Genomic DNA, 12,509 nt, shown 5'->3' with positions numbered 1-12,509 from the left:
CCTCCGACCTTATCCCTCTTTCCCCTCGCCCCAGACCAGCCCATTGAACAGCGGCTCGATCACCGGCTGGCCGACGTCGCGGGTGATGAAGACCAGCTTGGTGCGGTGGTCGTCGCTGGGCCAATCCTCCAGCCGGACCGGCGGGTGGAACATGTGCTGGACGCCGTGGACGACCACGGGCAGTTCGCTTTCCTGGACGTTCAGCAGCCCCTTCACCCGCAGCAGGTTCTCGCCGGCCTGGGCGATCAGCGCCTCCATGAAGTCGACGAAGCCGTTCCAGGGAATCGGCCGGTCGATCACCATGCAGAAAGCGCGGATGTGGTCGTCATGGCGGTTGGCGTCGTGGTGGTGATGCTCATGGCCGCAGTCGGGACCGCAATGGTCGCCATGGTCGTGATCGTGGTGATGCTCGTGATCATGCCCGTGGTGGTCATGGTCGTGATGCCCGTGCTCATGATGCCCGTCCTCATGATGCTCACGCGCCTTGGCCTGTTCGTCGCGATAGGCCTCCTCGCGCAGCCAGCGGGCGACGTCGGGGCTCTTGGTCTCTGGATTGTAGAGGCCGGCGTCGAATAGCTTGGCCGGATCGATATCGCCATGGGCGGCGGGAATGACTGGGGCGGCCGGGTTGATGGCTGCGAGGCGCTGCATCAGGGCGACGGTCGCCGCCGGGGTGGCGACGTCGGTCTTGGTCAGCACGATGCGGTCGGCGACGGCGGCCTGCTTGACGCTTTCCGGCTGGCGGTCGAGCTGGAGCGAGCCGTGCGCCGCATCGACCGTGGCGATGACGCCGTCCAGGCGGAAGCGGGCGGCCAGCAACGGATCCGACATCAGGGTGTGGATGATCGGGGCCGGATCGGCGAGGCCGGTCGTTTCCACCACCACCCGGTCGAAATCGGGGATCTCGCCCTTCACCCGCTTCAGGAACAGGTCGCGCAGCGTGTCGACCAGATCGCCGCGGATGGTGCAGCACAGGCAGCCGCTGTCCATCAGCACCATGTTCTCCGACGCCTTGGCGACCAGCAGATGGTCGAGCCCGACCTCGCCGAACTCGTTGATGACGATGGCGGTGCGGGCCATGGCCGGGTTGCGCAGCAACGCCTGGAGCAGCGTGGTCTTGCCGCTGCCGAGGAAGCCGGTCAGCACCGAGACGGGAAGACGGGCGGGAGGGGCGGCGGGAGCGCTCAACGGGGATTCTCCTGACAGGATTTGCACAGGCCGCGCACCTCGACGGTGGGGCGCTGGACACGGAAGCCGCGCCCGGCCGCCGCGGCGTCGATGGCGGCGCCGACACCCGGATCGTCGATCTCGGCGGCGTCACCGCAGGCCTCGCACACCAGGAACTGCCCGGAATGGACATCCCCTGGTGCTGCACAGCCGACATAGGCGTTCAGCGATTCGATGCGGTGGACCAGCCCCTGTTCGACCAGGAACTCCAGCGCGCGGTAGACGGTCAGCGGCGCCGCCGCCTTGCCCTCCTGCTGGCTGAGATCCTCCAGGATCGCATAGGCGCCACGCGGGCGGTGGCTGGACCACACCAGCTCCAGCACGCGGCGGCGCAGCGCGGTCAGCCGTGCCCCCCGCTCCGCGCACAGCGCGTCGGCACGGGTCAGGGCATCGGCGATGCAGTGGGTGTGGTCGTGAAGCGCGGACATGGGTGTTACTTTATAACACTCTGTCGGCCGTTGCAACCCGGCCAAGGGAAAAGGCGGCCCCGGGGGAGGGACCGCCTTGCCGAGTGGCGATTGTTTTTCTTGGGGCCGTCTTTTTCAAGAGCCGGGACGTGGCACGACCGCGGGGCAGGGGTCGCCGTCCTTCTCGCTGGCCCATTTGGAACGGGCAGGGCGGCCGCACCGGGCCGCTGTTGTCACGATAGCGGGGCGGCATGACCGTTTGCGGGCTTGGCGGTGACGGTTCGATGAAGATTGCCCGTCAGTCGGCCGTCTCCGCCTTGCCCTTGCGCTCGTTGTAGAGAGCCAGCGCCCGGTCGCGGGCCACGGCATGGTCGAGGATCGGGCGCGGGTAATCGTCGCCCAGCTTGACTCCGGCCTGCCGCAGGACTTCGGTGGGTGCCGCCCAGGGCTGATGGATCCAGCGCGGCGGCAGCCGGTCCAGTTCGGGCACGTAGTGGCGGACGTAATCGCCCTGGGGGTCGAACTTCTCGCCCTGCAGGACGGGATTGAAGACGCGGAAGAAGGGTGAGGCGTCGGCGCCGCAGCCGGCCACCCACTGCCAGTTGCCGGCATTCTGGGCGAGATCGCCGTCGACCAGCGTGTCCCAGAACCAGCGCTCCCCCTCCTGCCAAGGCAGAAGCAGGTCCTTGATCAGGAAGGAGGCGACGATCATCCGCACCCGGTTGTGCATCCAGCCGGTTTCCCAAAGCTGGCGCATGCCGGCATCGACGATGGGATAGCCGGTGCGCCCGCGCTGCCAAGCCCGCAGGCCGGCCGCGTCCTGGCGCCAGGGGAAGTCGGCGAAGCGGCGGTCGAGCGGGCTGTCGGGAAGCTCCGGAGCATGGTGCAGCAGGTGATGCTGGAACTCGCGCCAGCCGATTTCGCGCAGGAAGACCTCGACTCCGGGCGCCAGTTCCGGCCGGGCGTCGGCGGCATGGCGGGCGGCGTGCCAGACCTGCCGCGGCCCGATCTCTCCGAAGGCCAGATAGGGCGACAGGGCGGACGTGCCGGGATGGTCCGGCCGGTCGCGCTCCGTCCCATAGACCCCGACCGGCCCGTCGAGGAAATCGGCGAGGCGCGAGCGTGCGGCCGTCTCCCCCGGCACCCAGCGCTTGCGCAGGCCCGCGGCCCAGTCGGGCTTGGTCGGCAGCAGGCCCCAGCTTTCGAGCGCGTCGCTGGCCGGGGCGGATTTCGGCGCCGTCAGCGCGGCGGGGGCGCGGGTCGGCAGCGGCGGGTCGAGTGTGGCCGACAGATGCCGCCAGAAGGGGGTGAAGACCTTGAACGGGCCGCCGCTCTTGTTCTTGATGGTCCAGGGCTCGGCCAGCAGGCCGGCATTGAAGCTGCGGGCATCGACACCGCGTGCCTTCAGCCGTTCCTTGATCGCCGCGTCGCGGGCGGTCTGGGCGGGGGCGTAGCGGCGGTTCCACAGCACGCACTCCGCCCCGGTTTCCGCGATCAGCGTTTCCAGCACCGCCCCCGGCTCGCCCCGGCGCAGCAGCAATGGCGAGCCATGGCGGGCGCAGCAGGTGGCGAGCCGCTCCAGGCTGCCATGCAGCCACCAGCGCTGCGCCCCGCCCAAGGGCCAGGGATCGCCGGTCTCCTCTTCCAGGATATAGAGCGGGATGACCGGTGCGCCGCGTTCGGCGGAGGCCTGGGCGGCGGCGGTCAGTGCCGGGTTGTCGGCAAGGCGCAGGTCGTTGCGGAACCAGACGATGATGGGAGAGGCGGACATGCACAGCGCTCGGTTGGATGTCTCCGGACCACCCGATATAGGCTGCGCTCACGCTTCGGCCAGAGCGTTCGGCAGAGTCAGCGTGCGCGGTCCGGCGACAAACGGGCGCAGGGGAAGCGGTAGACCCGGCCGCGTGCCGTCATCAGCACCTCGAACCCCTGTGCCAGCAGCCCGTCGAAAGCGGCGTCCAGCACATTCAGCCCGCCGGTGAAGCTGCCGAAGGCCGGCAGGATCAGTTTGGCCCCGTCATGGGCGAAGCAGCGCTCGCGCACCCGCCGCCCGGCGAGCGCCACCGCGGCGGCCGGATGCAGATGGCCCGACAGCTCGCCGACGGCCCCCGGTTCGGCCTCGTGCCGGAAGGTCAGCGGGCCGATGGACAGCTCTTCCACCACCCGGCCGCCGAAGCCCTGCGGCGGTTCGGGGTCGTGGTTGCCGGTGATCCACACCCAGTCGGCGACGGCGTCGGTCAGGGCGCGCAGCCGCCCGACATCCGCTGGGTCCATCCGCTCCGCGGCCCGGCGGTCGTGGAAGCTGTCGCCCAGGCACAGCACGCGCGCCGGCCGCTCGCGTGCGATCAGCCCGGCCAGACGGTCCAGCGTCGCCCGTGTGTCGTAAGGCGGCAGCATCCGTCCGCGCGCGGCGAAGGCTGACCCCTTCTCCAGATGCAGGTCGGCGACGGCGAGGATGCTCTCCGCCGGCCACAGCAGCGCGCCCGATGGATCGGCCAGCAGGTCGGCGCCGCGGAAGGTCAGTGCGGCGCGGCTGTCATCGCCATGACAGCCAGAGCCGTGAGCTTGGGAGGAAGCTGACAACATTCGTTTACCGACGATCATCGGAAGTGGCCAATATCCATGAAATCTTTATGGGCATGATGTTTGCAGCCGGATGGGCCGCCGCCGTGGAGGCATGGCGGATCACAACCATACCCGGAGGATACCCATGGCCACAGTGACGTTCACCGGCCTGAACATGCCCAAGGACATGACCGTCTACGCGGTCGCCGGCGATACCGGCACTCTGCTGGCGCTGGCGAAGAAGCACGACATCCCGATCCCGTTCCAGTGCCAGGACGGCGAGTGCGGATCCTGCCTCGTCAAGGTGACCTATCTGGACGGGAAGACCCCGATGGCCATCGATCTGACCGAAAAGGAGAAGGTCACCCTGTCCGTCAACGGCAAGCTGAACCGGGACCTGTTGGAAGCGGCGGAGAACGCCCACCGTCCGCCGCCCTACCGTCTGGCTTGCCAGTTCATCGTCCGTGACGAGACCATTCTGGTCGAGTTCAGCGGCGAACCGGGCGTGGAGCCGGAACTGCGCAAGTAACCTGCGATCGGCATGGGGCGGTGTCACAACGACAGCCGTCCCTGCTGGGAGCGTCCCTGCTGCGGGCGCCCCGTTTTCGTTTTCGCGGGCGGCGGCGGAGCCAGTTCCGGCATCGCCTCGGCCAGCAGTTCGGCCTCGGCGGCGGCGAGCAGTTCGTCGGTGGCGCTGCCGTCCACCCGCTCGCGGCCGATCTCCAGGATCACCGGCACCGCCAGCGGCGAGATGCGGTCAAGATCCTTGTGGGTGATGCGCCCGCGCACCCGCGCCAGGAAATCGGACAGGCGGCGGATGTCGGTCAGCCCGCCGGCCGCATCGGCCCGCGTCGCCCGCAGCAGCACATGGCCGGGGTCGTGCTTGCGCAGCACGTCATAGATCAGGTCGGAGGAGAAGGTGACCTGCCGTCCGGTCTTCTCCTGTCCCGGATGGCGGCGGTCGATCACCCCGGCGATCAGCGCCACATTGCGGAAGGTCCGCCGCAGCATCGACGATTCGTCCATCCAGGCTTCCAGATCGTCGCCCAGCATGTCCTGGTCGAACAGCGCGTCCATGTCCGTCGGCGAGCGCAGCGACCACACCGCCAGCACGTAATCGGTGGCGACGAAGCCGAGCGGCCCCAGACCAAAGCGCTCCATCCGCCGGGTCAGCAGCATGCCCAGCGTCTGATGGGCATTGCGTCCCTCGAAGGCGTAGGCGACGAGGAACCACTTGCCGGCCTTGGGGAAGGTTTCGACCAGCAGCCCGTCGCGGTTGGGCAGGACCGAGCGGTGGCGCTGAAGCCGCAGCCATTCCTGCACATCCTCCGGCAAGCCGTCCCACTGGCGCGGATCGGCCAGCATGGCGCGCACGCGCTCGGCCAGATGGGTGGACAGCGGCAGGCGCCCGCCGGCATAGGCGGGAACCTTCGGATCGCCGGTGCCGCCCTTGGCGACCTGCGCCTCCATCTCGCGCACGCCGAGGAATCTCAACAGCTGGCCGGCGAACAGGAAGGTGTCGCCGGGCGTCAGGCCCTGGATGAAATACTCCTCCACCTCGCCCAGCACCGGGCCGCGGTTCAGGCGGACGCGCAGCAGTGCCTCCTGGGTGATGGTGCCGACATTCATCCGGTACTGGCGCGCCACCGCCGGGCCGGCCACCGCCATCCGGCCGTCCTCGCGCAGCTTCAACCGCTGGAACCGGTCATAGGCGCCGAGCGCGTAGCCGCCGGTGGTGACGAAATCCAGCACATCGTCAAATTCGTCGCGCGTCATCGCGGCATAGGGAGCGGCGGAGACCACCTCCTCATACAGCTCGTCGGGCAGGAAGGGGGCGGCGCAGGCCATGCCGAGCAGATGCTGGGACAGCACGTCGAGCCCGCCCGGCCGCGGCGCCTCGCCGTCCAGCGTGTGGTCGTGCACCGCCTCCAGCGCGGCGCGGCACTCCAGCACCTCGAAGCGGTTGGCGGGGACCAGCAGGGCGCGGCTCGGCTCGTCCAGCCGATGGTTGGCGCGGCCAATGCGTTGGACCAGCCGGCTCGACCCCTTGGGCGCGCCGATCTGCACCACCAGATCGACCGCCGCCCAGTCGATGCCGAGATCGAGTGAGGAGGTCGCGACCACCGCCCGCAGCTCGCCGCGCGCCATGGCGCCCTCGACCTTGCGGCGCTGCTCCACCGCCAGCGAGCCGTGATGCAGCGCGATGGGCAAATTGTCGTCGTTGACCCGCCACAGCGCCTGGAACACCAGCTCGGCCTGGGCGCGGGTGTTGACGAACAGCAGGGTGGTGCGCTGGCGGCGGACACGCTCGTAGATTTCCTTCATGGCGTGCATCGCCATGTGGCCGGCCCACGGCACCCGTTCCTGCGAGGTCAGGATTTCGACCTCCGCCTGGGCGCCGCTGCGGCCCAGCACGAGGCGCACGTCGTCGGAGTCGCTTCCGTCATGCCGGCCGCGGCGCGACAGCCAGGCCAGCAGCCGCTCCGGTTCCGCCACCGTGGCGGACAGACCGACGCGGCGGGCGGCGGGGGCGAGCCGCGACAGCCGGGCCAGCCCGAGCGCCAGCAGGTCGCCGCGCTTGGTGCCGGCCAGGGCATGCAGTTCGTCAATGATGACGCAGCGGAGAGTGCGGAACAGCTTGTCGGCGTCGGTGTAGGACAGCAGCAGCGCCAGGCTTTCCGGCGTCGTCATCAGCATGTGCGGCGGATGGGTGCGCTGGCGGCGGCGCTTGGCCTCCGGCGTGTCGCCGGTGCGGTTCTCCGCCCGGATCGGCAGCCGCATCTCGGCGATCGGCTGTTCCAGATTGCGTTGGATGTCGACCGCCAGAGCCTTCAGCGGCGAGATATAGAGGGTATGCAGCCCCTCGCGCGGTCGTTCCGCCAGCTCGATCAGCGAGGGCAGGAAGCCGGCCAGCGTCTTGCCGCCGCCGGTCGGCGCGATTAGCAGCGCGCTTTCGCCCCGTTCGGCTGCCTCCACCATCGCGACCTGATGCGGGTGGGGTGCCCAGCCGCGCGACCGGAACCACGCGGCGACGTTGGGCGGGATCAAGGCAGGGGGGGATGCATCCATGGCGGCCGGACTGTACCGGAACGCCTGGAACGTAGAAAGAACGAAGTAGGGGTGGTTAGACCGCCGCCGCCTTCCTTATGCCGAAGCAATGCTCCGGTCCCGGGAAGGCGCGGGCCCGCACTTCGGCGGCGTAGGTCGCGGCGGCCTCGCTGACCGTCTCGCCGAGATTGGCGTAGCGCTTGACGAATTTCGGCTGGAAGGCGCCGAACAGCCCCAGCATGTCGTCGGTGACCAGGACCTGACCGTCGCAGGCCGGCGAGCCGCCGATGCCGATGGTGGGGGTCGCCACCTCCTCGGTGATACGGCGGGCCAGCGCCTCCATCGTGCCTTCGATCACCAGGGTGAAGGCGCCGGCCTCGGAAATGGCGCGGGCGTCGGCGACGATCCGCTCCGCCGCCTCGGCGTCGCGGCCGACAGCCTTGTAGCCGCCCAGTGTGTTCACGGATTGCGGCGTCAGCCCGACATGCCCCATCACCGGGATTCCGCGGGCGGTCAGGAAGGCGACCGTCTCGGCCATCTCGATGCCGCCTTCCAGCTTGACCGCCTGGGCGCCGGTCTCCGCCATCACGCGGGCAGAGGCGCGGAAAGCCGCCTCCTTGCTCTCCTGATAGCTGCCGAAGGGAAGGTCGACCACCACACAGGCACGTTCCGACGCGCGCACCACGGCGGCGCCGTGGGCGATCATCATGCCGAGCGTCACCGGAAGCGTGCTGTCCAGCCCATAGACCACCATGCCCAGCGAATCGCCGACCAGCAGGATGTCGACATGCGGGTCGAGCAGCCGGGCCACCGGTGCGGTGTAGGCAGTCAGGCAGACAATGGGCTCGCCCCCCTTGCGGGCGCGAAGCGCCGGGACCGAATGGCGGGCGGTGAGGTTGGAAGCGCTCATGATCGGGCCTTTCCAAGGCTGGATGCAGCGGGCCGAAGGGGGGCGGTCCAGCTCGCTGACCATTCAATACGCTTGGCCGACGCACAGTCGAACCAAGAAAATTGGCGCAGATACACCAAAACCGCCCTCGCGAGGTTCGCGGGACGGTCGGGTGCAAGACACAAGGGGTCTTGGGCGCGCATCACACGCGCCCTTCGCAGTCGCTAAGCGCGACCGACGATTAGTAGCCCTCGCGTTCCATCCGCTTACGGAGCAGCTTACGGGTGCGACGCACCGCTTCAGCCTTCTCACGCGCACGCTTCTCCGAGGGCTTCTCGTAGTTACGGCGGAGCTTCATTTCACGGAAAATGCCCTCGCGCTGCATCTTCTTCTTGAGCGCGCGGAGGGCCTGATCGACGTTGTTATCTCGGACCAGAACTTGCACGTTAACCGTCACCCTTCCAAGTGAAGCATGTTGCGCCAAGGCAACAAATAGGCATGCGCGGCGGGCGCACCCCTTGTGTGGGCGCAGTGTGTAGCACGCTCCACCGCCTTTGTGAAGGGGAGTCTTCGGTTCACCAGCCTAAGCCCGGCCATAAGCCCCGTTGGGAACCACAGGAAACGGTTGCCCCGGCCGTGTCCACACTCCAGATATAGAGACATGCCAGTGCTTCCAATCGCCCGGATGGGCAATCCCGTACTCCGCAAGATCGCGGAGCCCATCGCCGACCCGACCGATCCGGCAGTCGCCCGGCTGGCGGCCGACATGATCGCCACCATGCTGGACGCGCCCGGAGTCGGCCTTGCCGCTCCGCAGATCTCCGAGCCGCGCCGGATCGTCGTCTTCCGCGTCCCCGCCGACCGCGGCGAGGGGGAGGAGGTGGCCAACACCGTCCTGGTCAATCCGGTGATCGAACCGCTGACCGACGAAAAGGTTCTGGGCTGGGAAGGCTGCCTGTCGATTCCGGGCCTGCGCGGGCTGGTGCCGCGCTACAAGCACATCCGCTACCGCGGCTATGGCCTCGACGGCGCCCGGATCGAGCGGGAGGCTTCGGGTTTCCATGCCCGCGTGGTCCAGCACGAGGTCGACCACCTGGACGGCGTGCTCTATCTTGATCGCATGGACGATCTGCAGCTCCTGGTCTGCACCGAGGAGATGCATCACCTCAACGCCGCGCTGGCCGCGGCGACTCGTGACACCGACGCGCCGTCCCGGACCTGAGGGCCGGCGCAGGGAGAGTTGGCTATGAGCATCGACACGCTTCGCGACGAGATCCTGGTGGCGAGCCTGCCCAACGTCGTTTTCGACGGCTGGAGCCTGCAGTCCCTGCGCGACGGCACCCAGATGGCGGGGCATGAGCCGTCGGCGCTGCTGCGCGCCTTCCCCGGCGGCGTCACCGATGCGGTGGAGCATTTCGCCGACTGGGCCGACCGCCAGATGCTCGACCGGCTGGAGGCCCAGCCGCTGGCCGAGATGAAGGTGCGCGAGCGCATCTCGCTCGCCGTCCGCACCTATTTCGAGGTGCTGGAGCCGTACCGCGAAGCCAAGCGCCGACAGCTGTCCTATCTGGCCATGCCGCAGAATGTGGCGCTCGGTCTGCGGCTGCTCTACCGCACGGTCGATGCCATGTGGTTCGCCGCCGGCGACAGTTCGACCGACTACAACCACTACACCAAGCGGGCGTTGCTGGCGGCGGTGGTCAGCTCCTCCACCTTCTATTGGCTGGACGACAAGTCGGACGACCATGTCGAGACGCGCGCCTTCATCGACCGCCGTCTGGCCGATGTGATGGCGGTGGGCAAGGCGACCTCGTCGGTCGGCAAGCTCGGCTCGATGCTGAACCTCATCCCCAACCCGCTGCGGTTCGCCCGCCAGATGCGCCAGCGCACCACCGGCGCCCAGGCGAGCAACGCGACGGTCCATATGGCAGAGAATATCTGAGTAGCGTGCGCCCTCTCCCGAGGCGGGGGAGGGCGTTCTATGTCCGCTTGGCCTTTGCGGCCTTCTTCGCCGCGGCCCGCAGCGCCGCCTCGAACCCCGACCGGGCCCAGGGCAACAGTTCGTCGCGCTCATCGAACGCCGAATCGGGAGGCGGGTAGTAGGACAGGGTGGTGGGTTTGTCCGGCATCGGCCGGAAGGGCTCCAGGCCCAGCTCCGCGAAGGACGCACGGTTCACGTCATCCGCCTTGAAATAGAGAATTTCGTCGGCGATCAGCGCGAAGGTCAGCCCGTCGATGGACAGGCCGTAGCCGCCGAACATGCGGCGGACACGCACATCGCCCAGCGGCGCCAGCATCTCGCAGAGTGTCGCGACATACTCGCTGGGCGGCTGGGCGGGCATCTGTTCGGAAGGTTATTTCTTGCGGAAGGCGTCCAGGGCCACGACCTCGCCACGCTTCGGCTCTTCGGCCGGGGCGCTTTCCTCTGCCTTCTCCTCGGCACGCTCGGCGGCGGCACGGGGCGGCATGGTCGCGACCTCCGCCGATTCGGCGGCGGCCAGCGGCTGGAACTGGAGGGCGAAGTTCACCGATGGGTCGGCGAAGGTGGTGATGGCGGCGAATGGAATCACCAGCCGCTCATGCACGTTGTTGAAGCTCAGCGTGACCTCGAAATGATCGTCCGTCACGTCCAGCCCATAATATTGGAACTGGAGGACGATGGTCATCTCGTTCGGATACTGCGAGGACAGGTAATCCGGGATCTCGACACCGGGGAAGCCGGTGCGGAAGGTCAGGTAGAAATGGTGATTGCCCGGCAAGCCGCGCTCGGCAACCTCGGTCAGCGCGTCGCGGACAACGCCGCGCAACGCGGTCTCGACCATCCGGTCATAGCGGAGCTGCTCTTTCGGCATGCTTGGGCGGGTCCCTGGTAACGCGATCGGTCTTGCGTCCCGTCTTGGCCAAGGGCCGGCACGAAACGCTGGGAAGAGGTGTGGGCCTTCTGTTGCTAGGCGGCCCACGGCCCCACCCTTAGGCGCTAACCCTCGGGGATTAGGTTTAGGCTACCAGCCGCCGTTAGGCAGCGAGGCGAGCCTGAGCAACGTTGTCGTTGGCAACTATTGCAACGGCCCGATAACGGCGGAACCATGCCGAGCGAAAACCATGCCTTTACTACGCGTGTCGATCCTGTTTCGCCCCCAACGACCCCGGTCAACGAGTCCGGTGTATGGTTGGTGGAGGCGCCGGGTACCGCCCCCGGGTCCACAACGCTTATTCCACAAGGCGTTTATCGCCATAGTCGGCGAACCGACGTCGCGAATATAGGCACTCCCGCCCGGCAAGGGAAGGGCTTGTGTGACGTGATCGCCAAATGCGCAGGTATCGGTCACCTCCGCAGGGCTTCCGCCGCATGAGGACGGATTGTCCCGTTCCCGTGCCGCGCGCCGTCTGGTAAGACTGCCGGCTTCGTAACCCCGGAGTCACCATGCCGATCACGCCCGAGCAGCGCGACGAAATCGATCGCCTGCGCGCCGTCACCGCCACCACCCGCCGCGCCACCGTCCCGGCCCTGGAGGATATCCTCTATCAGCCGCTGGAGGTGCTGGACCACGGCTTCGTCCGCGTCATCGACTATATGGGCGACGATGCTGCGGTCGTGCAGGCGGCGCGCGTGTCCTATGGCAAGGGCACCAAGAAGGTCAGCGAGGATTCCGGCCTCATCAAGTATCTGATGCGCCACCGCCACTCGACCCCGTTCGAGATGTGCGAGATCAAGTTCCATGTGAAGCTGCCGATCTTCGTCGCCCGCCAGTGGATTCGCCACCGTACCGCGAACGTGAACGAATATTCGGCGCGCTATTCCATCCTCGACCGCGAATTCTACGTGCCGGCGCCGGAACAGCTGGGCGCCCAGGCCGTGGTCAACCGCCAGGGCCGCGGCGACGTGCTGGAGGGCGAGGAGGCCGCGAACGTCATGCGGCTGCTGCGCGAGGATTCCGAACGCGCCTACGGCCACTATGAAGAGATGCTGAACCACCGCGAGGACGGTTCGGTCATCGATCCCAATCGCCAGGGGCTGGCGCGCGAACTGGCGCGGATGAACCTGTCGCTGAACTACTACACTCAGTGGTACTGGAAGGTCGATCTCCACAACCTTCTGCATTTCCTGTCGCTGCGTGCCGATGCCCATGCCCAGTATGAGATCCGTGTCTATGCCGACGCGATGCTGGACGTGGTGAAGCGTTGGGTCCCGGCGGTCTTCGAGTCCTTCACCGAATACCGCATGGGCGGCGCCCACCTGTCGCGCACCGGCCTGGACGTGGTGAAGCGCCTGCTGGCCGGCGAGCCGGTGACCCAGGAAGCCAGCGGCCTGTCCAAGCGCGAGTGGCGCGAGCTGATGGACCAGCTCGGCCGCAGCGAGTCGTAAGAGGGGA

General features: G+C 67.9%; 13 protein-coding genes and 1 other RNA gene. 4 read left to right on the top strand and 10 right to left on the bottom strand.

Going from position 1 to position 12,509, the window contains the following annotated elements; translation table 11 throughout:
* Positions 1 to 9: 9 nt before the first annotated feature.
* The 4 genes from ABNQ39_RS07420 to pdeM all read right to left on the bottom strand — a co-directional run bounded on the left by ABNQ39_RS07420 (position 10) and on the right by pdeM (position 4,220).
* Complete coding sequence (locus ABNQ39_RS07420) at positions 10 to 1,215, bottom strand: CobW family GTP-binding protein (RefSeq protein WP_376959717.1); 1,206 nt, start codon at positions 1,213 to 1,215, stop codon at positions 10 to 12.
* Positions 1,185 to 1,655: a Fur family transcriptional regulator gene (locus ABNQ39_RS07415; RefSeq protein ID WP_098739505.1), complete on the bottom strand. Its 471-nt coding sequence runs from the start codon at positions 1,653 to 1,655 to the stop codon at positions 1,185 to 1,187. Before ABNQ39_RS07415 ends, ABNQ39_RS07420 begins: the two co-directional genes overlap by 31 nt.
* Positions 1,656 to 1,932: 277 nt before the next feature.
* The gene (locus ABNQ39_RS07410) at positions 1,933 to 3,405 is read right to left on the bottom strand and encodes a cryptochrome/photolyase family protein (RefSeq protein ID WP_376959716.1); all 1,473 of its coding nucleotides are present in this window, start codon (positions 3,403 to 3,405) and stop codon (positions 1,933 to 1,935) included.
* A gap of 77 nt (positions 3,406 to 3,482) precedes the next feature.
* On the bottom strand, positions 3,483 to 4,220 hold the full coding sequence (pdeM, locus tag ABNQ39_RS07405) for a ligase-associated DNA damage response endonuclease PdeM (RefSeq protein WP_376959715.1): 738 nt from the start codon (positions 4,218 to 4,220) through the stop codon (positions 3,483 to 3,485).
* 124 nt (positions 4,221 to 4,344) lie between these two features.
* Between pdeM and ABNQ39_RS07400 the strand changes: the two genes are divergently transcribed.
* Positions 4,345 to 4,728 (top strand): 2Fe-2S iron-sulfur cluster-binding protein, encoded by a 384-nt coding sequence (locus ABNQ39_RS07400; RefSeq protein WP_085089807.1) that lies wholly within the window; start codon positions 4,345 to 4,347, stop codon positions 4,726 to 4,728.
* Positions 4,729 to 4,751: 23 nt separating this feature from the next.
* Here the strand turns inward: ABNQ39_RS07400 and ABNQ39_RS07395 are convergent, their stop codons facing one another.
* The 3 genes from ABNQ39_RS07395 to rpsU form a co-directional block, all read right to left on the bottom strand.
* Positions 4,752 to 7,268: a ligase-associated DNA damage response DEXH box helicase gene (locus tag ABNQ39_RS07395; RefSeq protein ID WP_376959714.1), complete on the bottom strand. Its 2,517-nt coding sequence runs from the start codon at positions 7,266 to 7,268 to the stop codon at positions 4,752 to 4,754.
* 55 nt (positions 7,269 to 7,323) lie between these two features.
* On the bottom strand, positions 7,324 to 8,157 hold the full coding sequence (gene panB / locus ABNQ39_RS07390) for a 3-methyl-2-oxobutanoate hydroxymethyltransferase (RefSeq protein ID WP_376959713.1): 834 nt from the start codon (positions 8,155 to 8,157) through the stop codon (positions 7,324 to 7,326).
* Positions 8,158 to 8,377: 220 nt separating this feature from the next.
* Entirely contained in the window at positions 8,378 to 8,581 is a 204-nt protein-coding gene (gene rpsU / locus ABNQ39_RS07385; RefSeq protein WP_012974546.1) for a 30S ribosomal protein S21, read from the bottom strand.
* A 216-nt stretch (positions 8,582 to 8,797) separates the two neighbouring features.
* Between rpsU and def the strand changes: the two genes are divergently transcribed.
* Entirely contained in the window at positions 8,798 to 9,358 is a 561-nt protein-coding gene (def, locus tag ABNQ39_RS07380; RefSeq protein WP_376959712.1) for a peptide deformylase, read from the top strand.
* A 24-nt stretch (positions 9,359 to 9,382) separates the two neighbouring features.
* On the top strand, positions 9,383 to 10,078 hold the full coding sequence (locus tag ABNQ39_RS07375; protein WP_376959711.1) for a COQ9 family protein: 696 nt from the start codon (positions 9,383 to 9,385) through the stop codon (positions 10,076 to 10,078).
* 37 nt (positions 10,079 to 10,115) lie between these two features.
* On the opposite strand, the gene ABNQ39_RS07370 is transcribed toward ABNQ39_RS07375, so the two are convergent.
* The 3 genes from ABNQ39_RS07370 to ssrA all read right to left on the bottom strand — a co-directional run bounded on the left by ABNQ39_RS07370 (position 10,116) and on the right by ssrA (position 11,426).
* A complete protein-coding gene (locus tag ABNQ39_RS07370) occupies positions 10,116 to 10,478 on the bottom strand; it encodes a TfoX/Sxy family protein (RefSeq protein WP_376959710.1) in 363 nt (120 codons plus the stop codon).
* 12 nt (positions 10,479 to 10,490) lie between these two features.
* Positions 10,491 to 10,988 (bottom strand): SspB family protein, encoded by a 498-nt coding sequence (locus ABNQ39_RS07365; RefSeq protein WP_109050291.1) that lies wholly within the window; start codon positions 10,986 to 10,988, stop codon positions 10,491 to 10,493.
* Positions 10,989 to 11,065: 77 nt separating this feature from the next.
* Positions 11,066 to 11,426: a transfer-messenger RNA gene (ssrA, locus tag ABNQ39_RS07360) on the bottom strand.
* A gap of 134 nt (positions 11,427 to 11,560) precedes the next feature.
* Here ssrA and thyX point away from each other — a divergent pair.
* A complete protein-coding gene (gene thyX / locus ABNQ39_RS07355) occupies positions 11,561 to 12,502 on the top strand; it encodes an FAD-dependent thymidylate synthase (RefSeq protein ID WP_376959709.1) in 942 nt (313 codons plus the stop codon).
* Positions 12,503 to 12,509: the final 7 nt, after the last annotated feature.

This window comes from Azospirillum sp. A26 (assembly GCF_042604635.1).
In the GTDB taxonomy this organism is placed as follows: Bacteria; Pseudomonadota; Alphaproteobacteria; order Azospirillales; family Azospirillaceae; genus Azospirillum; species Azospirillum palustre.
Note: the sequence above shows the minus strand (reverse complement) of the source record. Positions and strands in the feature narration are given on the sequence as shown.